This window comes from Microcoleus sp. S13_C3 (genome assembly GCF_036700905.1).
Lineage (GTDB): Bacteria > Cyanobacteriota > Cyanobacteriia > Cyanobacteriales > Microcoleaceae > Microcoleus.
The window spans coordinates 42,336-49,234 of record NZ_JAUBPT010000039.1; the positions used below are offsets into that span (position 1 = coordinate 42,336).

The following is a 6,899-nucleotide window of genomic DNA, read 5'->3' on the forward strand; positions in this document are numbered from 1 at the left end:
AATCAAGCAATTTCTTGTGCAACAGGCATCTTGCCTGTTGCCAACAATCTGGAACAGGCAAGATGCCTGTTCCACAATCAAGCAATTTCTTGTGCAACAGGCATCTTGCCTGTTGCCAACAATCTGGAACAGGCAAGATGCCTGTTCCACAGTCAAGCAATTTCTTGTGCAACAGGCATCTTGCCTGTTCCTAAATGGCACAACATCTACCCCGACGAATAAGGCACACTATAAGAAGTTAGCTACAAAAATCCGTAACATTGCCTGTACACTGCCCATGATTTGGCCATTCAAGCCCCGCTACCGCAAACAAATCGCCCGTATCGAAATCACCGGAGCCATTGCCGGAGAAACCCGTAAACGAGTCCTAGAAGCTCTCAAAACTGTTGAAGAACGCAAATTTCCCGCCTTGCTGCTGCGGATAGACAGCCCCGGCGGCACCGTCGGCGATTCCCAGGAAATTTACAGCGCCCTCAAGCGTTTGCGCGAAAAAGTCAAAATTGTCGCCAGTTTCGGCAATATTTCAGCTTCTGGTGGAGTTTACATCGGCATGGGAGCCGAGCATATCGTTGCTAATCCCGGTACAATTACTGGCAGCATTGGCGTGATTATCCGGGGCAACAATCTAGAACGGCTGTTAGAAAAAGTAGGCGTTTCTTTTCAGGTGATTAAATCGGGGCCGTATAAAGATATCTTGGCATTCGATCGCGAATTGACCGATCCTGAACAGCAAATTCTGCAAGACTTGATCGACACCAGCTACCAGCAATTCGTGGAAACCGTTGCGGAAGCCCGGAACTTGGCTGTTGATAAAGTCAAAAGTTTTGCCGACGGTCGCGTTTTTACCGGTCAGCAAGCCTTAGAATTGGGTTTGGTCGATCGACTGGGAACAGAAGAGGACGCTCGTCGCCTTGCCGCCGAACTCGCAGGCCTCGACCCGGAAAAAACCGAGTCTTGCACCCTAGAAAAACAAAAACCTTTCCTAAATCGTGTCTTGGGGAGTAGTCTGGATATATCCGGGCTTTCAGCTTACAAGAATTTGCTGGAATTCGAGCTTTCTACTAGCGGTTTGCCGCTGTGGATGTATCGCCCGTGATTAAATAGTCAGTTGGCAGTGGACAGTAGTCAGTTGGCAGTGGTAATTGGTAATTAGTAATTGGTAATTGCAACTAGCAACTGACAACTAGCAACTGACAACTAACAACTGACTACTGACTACTGAACAACTGACTAATATGGAGGAAATTTGCGTGGATTGGCAAGTGCGGGGGATTCGTGGGGCTACTACTGCTAGCGAGAATTCGGTGGCAGCAATTCGAGAAGCGGTGAGAGAATTATTAGATGAATTAGAAGCAAAAAATGATATAAATCCAGATTTAATTATTAGTGCTACGTTTTCTGCTACTCGTGATTTAGATGCTGTGTTTCCGGCTGCGATCGCCCGCGAACGTCCTCACTGGTGTAATGTTCCTTTGTTGGACGTGCAGCAAATGCACGTAGAGGGTGCTTTGGAACGCTGCATTCGGTTTTTAATTCACGTTAACTGGCCGGCACATACTGAAATTTATCATCCTTATTTGCGGGGAGCTCAAAATTTGCGCCCCGATAGGAATTTAGCGGTGGCGGTGGCTGGGGAAAATTAGACTTGGCGATTGTGAATGTCGATCGCCCCGACAACTCAAAAAGTCAAACATTCCTATAGCCTTTCTCGGTAACATGAGGTGCTCTCGCGGGCATAGGGCATAGGGCATAGGGCATAGGGCATAGGGCATAGGGCATAGGGCATAGGGCATAGGACAAAGCCCCCATACCTCACAACGCTTGAGAACCGCTATAGACTCACGGGCTCCCAGAAACCGGGTTTTTTCTAGAATAGTTGGTTACAGCCGAGGAAAACGGCAAAAACCCGGTTTCTTTGATTTTGTCGATCGCCCCGACAACTCAAAAAAGGCTCTCGTCGGATTTGACTCTCATTCTTGTTGACAAATTGCAGGTTAAATGAGGATGTTTTATGAATAGAACAAACTTACTATCTCGAATCTCGATCGATCCCAATATCGGCTCTGGTAAACCCTGCATTCGGGGACATCAAATCTGGGTTTCTGTGATTCTAGATGGCCTAGCTAGTGGCTCGACTATTGAGGAAATAATTCAGCAGTATCCGAGTATAGGGCGAGAGGATATTCTTGCTTGTATTGCCTATGGTGCAGAAATAATTGAGCGAAATAGCGAACCTCACCAGTTAGTAAGTCTCAAGCCCGATCGAGTGATTTATGCCGAGTTTTCAGAAATGGCAAACGATCCAGAATATCAAGCAGAAGCTTTGGCAATTTGTCAAGATTTTGAGACAGCCGACTGGGAAGCATTGCTAATAGGTGAGTCGGAATATGAGACGCGGTGAAGTTTATGATGCTGATTTTGAACCTGTTCAAGGTTCAGAGCAAGGAGGGACTCGCCCAGCGATTATTGTTAGCAACGATGCGATAAATGCGTCGAGTCAAGTTGTGCTTGTGGTTCCTTGTACCAATTATCGCCCACCACGCCGCATTTATCGGAGTCAGGTACTGATAATTGCTCCTGATGGAGGATTCGATCGAGACTCAATAGCACTTGGAGAGCAAGTTCGCGCTGTGGCGAAAGTCCGCCTTTTACGTAGACGCGGGACACTTTCTGAGTCTACTGTGCAGCAATTGGATAGCGCTTTGTCGATCGCCTTGGATTTATCTAATCAATAGACTTGGCGCCTGTGAATGTCGATCGCCCCGACAACTCAAAAAGTCAAACATTCCTAGACTCACGGGTTCTGAGAAACCGGGTTTTTTCCTCAGAAGATGCCATGCAGCCGACGAAAACCGCAACAACCCGGTTTCTGGGATTTTGTCGCCCCGACAATTCAAAAAAGGCTCTCGTCCGATTTTACTCTCCAGGGCTTGACAAGTTGCAGGTTAAGGTGTATGGTGAGTTGGCGAGTTGCAAAGCTCGATCGCTCCAGAACGTTGAAAATTGCATAGTTTTTTTTTGGATCTGCGGCTAGTTTCAGTGTCGCAGATCGGCAATCGACGCACCTCGGGCGATCGGCAAAACCCTGATTTTTTCGTTGGGGTGCGTCGATTACTCTGATACCAAGGGTTACGGCTTGCAAGCAACTGAGCTTATTGCAGGTTTTAGGGTCTTATTGACAGGTAAAAAATGGTGCGTCGATTTGAGGCTTGAAACCCTTTCTGGGTAAGGCTCCCTGGCCGAAGAGTCTCCTTTACCACTTCCCCGCGAGGGGATTGAAACAGTATCGTTACCATCTTTACCGCGTAGAGTATCGTGTCTCCTTTACCACTTCCCCGCGAGGGGATTGAAACTCATCTTTGGTGCTCAGGGTAACGATACTCTACGCGTCTCCTTTACCACTTCCCCGCGAGGGGATTGAAACGAAGGATTTTCCGTTGATGCTGTGTTTTCCAAATTGACGTCTCCTTTACCACTTCCCCGCGAGGGGATTGAAACACTATCTCTGCACCGGTTTCTTCGATCAGTTGTTTCATCGTCTCCTTTACCACTTCCCCGCGAGGGGATTGAAACCATTTGTGAATCTTTTATCTTTTTAGCTAATTCCAGGTCTCCTTTACCACTTCCCCGCGAGGGGATTGAAACTTCTACAAAGGAATCTTTGCCGTCTTTAGAAATGTTTTCGTCTCCTTTACCACTTCCCCGCGAGGGGATTGAAACTGTGTGTTTCAGTGTGGGCTGATTCTAAAAGCTTTGCCACGTCTCCTTTACCACTTCCCCGCGAGGGGATTGAAACATTTGGGTTTGTTGGGTGTGATGATACACCGCTAAAACGTCTCCTTTACCACTTCCCCGCGAGGGGATTGAAACTTGATCATCAGCTTTGCTCGGATCAACAGATATGTGTCTCCTTTACCACTTCCCCGCGAGGGGATTGAAACTTTTAATTCTCTGCATGATTGTAAAAAGTTTGGGTCTCCTTTACCACTTCCCCGCGAGGGGATTGAAACCACAAACAGAAGACATTTGATCGTCAAGATACTCCAAGAGTCTCCTTTACCACTTCCCCGCGAGGGGATTGAAACTAGTTGCCACCAGATTCAAGAGCATCCATCCGAGTCTCCTTTACCACTTCCCCGCGAGGGGATTGAAACCATCTCTGCTCCCGTAAGATTCGGGATAGCGTGGTGGAAAGTCTCCTTTACCACTTCCCCGCGAGGGGATTGAAACGTAAGTTATGGTCTTAAAGAAACTGTAACTAACTGTCTCCTTTACCACTTCCCCGCGAGGGGATTGAAACGGTATCCGGGAGTACGTTGCAGACGAGTGTAACTAGGGTCTCCTTTACCACTTCCCCGCGAGGGGATTGAAACTTTTAGGAGTGCCAGTTTGTCCCAAAATTTCCCCCTTTTGTCTCCTTTACCACTTCCCCGCGAGGGGATTGAAACTGTCTGTCTCGTATTCCTCACTGGAACTTAGTAGGTCTCCTTTACCACTTCCCCGCGAGGGGATTGAAACTTCTAATGTTACGCTTCTTCTATTTTGGGAAGGTTTGGTGTCTCCTTTACCACTTCCCCGCGAGGGGATTGAAACTCTTTGACCGCCGAACGGTACAAATTGGACACGATGACAGTCTCCTTTACCACTTCCCCGCGAGGGGATTGAAACGTTACCTCCACGTCCTGGATTGTCGAATTGGCGGTCGCGTTCGGGTCTCCTTTACCACTTCCCCGCGAGGGGATTGAAACATCTACAACCATTACTGGAAGTCCGATAAGTGTTTCCAGGTGTCTCCTTTACCACTTCCCCGCGAGGGGATTGAAACATTGAGTCATCAATCCAAGCCTCGATAAACACAACTGTGTCTCCTTTACCACTTCCCCGCGAGGGGATTGAAACCATAACTGGGAGATAACACTCTAAAGCAATTAAAGTTCTGTCTCCTTTACCACTTCCCCGCGAGGGGATTGAAACATTCGGTTAGAACCTGAGATTCATCTTTCTTGATGGAAGTCTCCTTTACCACTTCCCCGCGAGGGGATTGAAACGAAGGTTTTCTAACTGTTCTCCCGTGCCTTTCCAACCACGTCTCCTTTACCACTTCCCCGCGAGGGGATTAAAACTTTTTGGTAATCATTTGGATCACCAGGCGTAACCTCGAAAAACGTCTCCTTTACCACTTCCCCGCGAGGGGATTGAAACCTGCCAGTGGCTGCGTTCAGAGATTGGGAGTATCCCATGTTTTCGCGTCTCCTTTACCACTTCCCCGCGAGGGGATTGAAACATTTAAAGTAGGACGATGTGCTAGAGCTTTGGCAGCTATGAGTCTCCTTTACCACTTCCCCGCGAGGGGATTGAAACAGTTTGCTGAGGTGTCTCTCCCGGGCGGGCGAAAATGTCTCCTTTACCACTTCCCCGCGAGGGGATTGAAACCCGATACCACCGTCGCCTTCGACGGGAATTGGTTTGTCGCGTCTCCTTTACCACTTCCCCGCGAGGGGATTGAAACGCTAAAAACACCACGCCGAATGATTTTGTGCTTTATGTCTCCTTTACCACTTCCCCGCGAGGGGATTGAAACATTTCTTTTGGACGCTGGCTCTGTCTTCAAGCTACACTTGAGTCTCCTTTACCACTTCCCCGCGAGGGGATTGAAACGGTCATAGACGTCGGGGTGATCCGAACTTTAGCTTGGTCTCCTTTACCACTTCCCCGCGAGGGGATTGAAACTGCCTCTCCTACAACTTGAGCAATTGCCGCTGTTATAGCATCTTTTGTCTCCTTTACCACTTCCCCGCGAGGGGATTGAAACAATTGCGACAACGGCATGACTGCAACACCGAAGACAGTTGTCTCCTTTACCACTTCCCCGCGAGGGGATTGAAACCAAAGATTAGGTCAGCTTCAGGTGTTCCAGTCAAGTTGTGTCTCCTTTACCACTTCCCCGCGAGGGGATTGAAACTTTTCTGTGACATAAACTTGAGCCAAGTCTAGGATTTGGTCTCCTTTACCACTTCCCCGCGAGGGGATTGAAACGTTTCGCCTGTTTCCTCTTGTTCCTCCACTGTAGATTTGTCTCCTTTACCACTTCCCCGCGAGGGGATTGAAACTCGAATCCGTTAGATCCAACTTTAGCCGTAGCTTCTTGTCTCCTTTACCACTTCCCCGCGAGGGGATTGAAACGAAGGGTTGTTATTGTCTTCGGGGTCGGCATCGTCTCCTTTACCACTTCCCCGCGAGGGGATTGAAACAATTAAGGACTGCATCCTTAAGCTTAGCTAAGCACTCCATTAGTCTCCTTTACCACTTCCCCGCGAGGGGATTGAAACGTAGGGATAGTTAAAACTGCTAATAACGCAAGTTTGTGTCTCCTTTACCACTTCCCCGCGAGGGGATTGAAACTTAAAGAGATACCTCTTAAAAGATCCTTGAATTACAGGTCTCCTTTACCACTTCCCCGCGAGGGGATTGAAACTTAACGGAATTACTTTTTCCTGGGAAGAAGTAGGAAAGTCTCCTTTACCACTTCCCCGCGAGGGGATTGAAACCACTTATGCACCCATCCCAATTTATAATTGCCGAGAGTCTCCTTTACCACTTCCCCGCGAGGGGATTGAAACAATCGAAGTTGGAAAATGGTCATAGAACCGAAGGCATCCAGGTCGTCTCCTTTACCACTTCCCCGCGAGGGGATTGAAACTTTTATGTTGTCTAATCTAGACCCTTGACTCATAATATTGTCTCCTTTACCACTTCCCCGCGAGGGGATTGAAACAGGTTATCGCGAAGTGCTTTCAAACCTGCTGCTTTAGCTCCAGTCTCCTTTACCACTTCCCCGCGAGGGGATTGAAACTACATCGGCTTGAAATTTTTCCCTTTCTTTGCAACGCCAGAATTTA

General features: G+C 48.2%; 5 protein-coding genes and 1 CRISPR repeat array. All 5 genes read left to right on the plus strand.

Features of this window, described 5'->3' with window-relative positions; genetic code table 11:
- Positions 1-222, plus strand: a 222-nt coding sequence (locus QUA16_RS13335; protein WP_333103793.1) for a hypothetical protein, incomplete at its 5' end; no start/stop codon positions are given.
- 55 nt (positions 223-277) lie between these two features.
- Entirely contained in the window at positions 278-1,096 is an 819-nt protein-coding gene (gene sppA / locus QUA16_RS13340) for a signal peptide peptidase SppA (protein WP_333103792.1), read from the plus strand.
- Between the two features lie 139 nt (positions 1,097-1,235).
- Complete coding sequence (gene aroH, locus QUA16_RS13345; RefSeq protein ID WP_333103791.1) at positions 1,236-1,643, plus strand: chorismate mutase; 408 nt, start codon at positions 1,236-1,238, stop codon at positions 1,641-1,643.
- Between the two features lie 368 nt (positions 1,644-2,011).
- Positions 2,012-2,401, plus strand: a complete 390-nt coding sequence (locus tag QUA16_RS13350) for a DUF433 domain-containing protein (protein WP_333103790.1) — start codon at positions 2,012-2,014, stop codon at positions 2,399-2,401.
- The gene (locus QUA16_RS13355; RefSeq protein ID WP_333103789.1) at positions 2,388-2,735 is read left to right on the plus strand and encodes a type II toxin-antitoxin system PemK/MazF family toxin; all 348 of its coding nucleotides are present in this window, start codon (positions 2,388-2,390) and stop codon (positions 2,733-2,735) included. Before QUA16_RS13350 ends, QUA16_RS13355 begins: the two co-directional genes overlap by 14 nt.
- Positions 2,736-3,246: 511 nt before the next feature.
- Positions 3,247-6,853: a CRISPR direct-repeat array (repeat unit 36 nt; unit sequence GTCTCCTTTACCACTTCCCCGCGAGGGGATTGAAAC).
- Positions 6,854-6,899: the final 46 nt, after the last annotated feature.

Bases quoted from the DNA above. Each gene is read 5' to 3' on its own strand.
- sppA (WP_333103792.1), top strand. From the start codon at position 278: ATGATTTGGCCATTCAAGCCCCGCTACCGCAAACAAATCGCCCGTATC.
- QUA16_RS13350 (WP_333103790.1), top strand. From the start codon at position 2,012: ATGAATAGAACAAACTTACTATCTCGAATCTCGATCGATCCCAATATC.
- QUA16_RS13355 (WP_333103789.1), top strand. From the start codon at position 2,388: ATGAGACGCGGTGAAGTTTATGATGCTGATTTTGAACCTGTTCAAGGT.
- aroH (WP_333103791.1), top strand. From the start codon at position 1,236: ATGGAGGAAATTTGCGTGGATTGGCAAGTGCGGGGGATTCGTGGGGCT.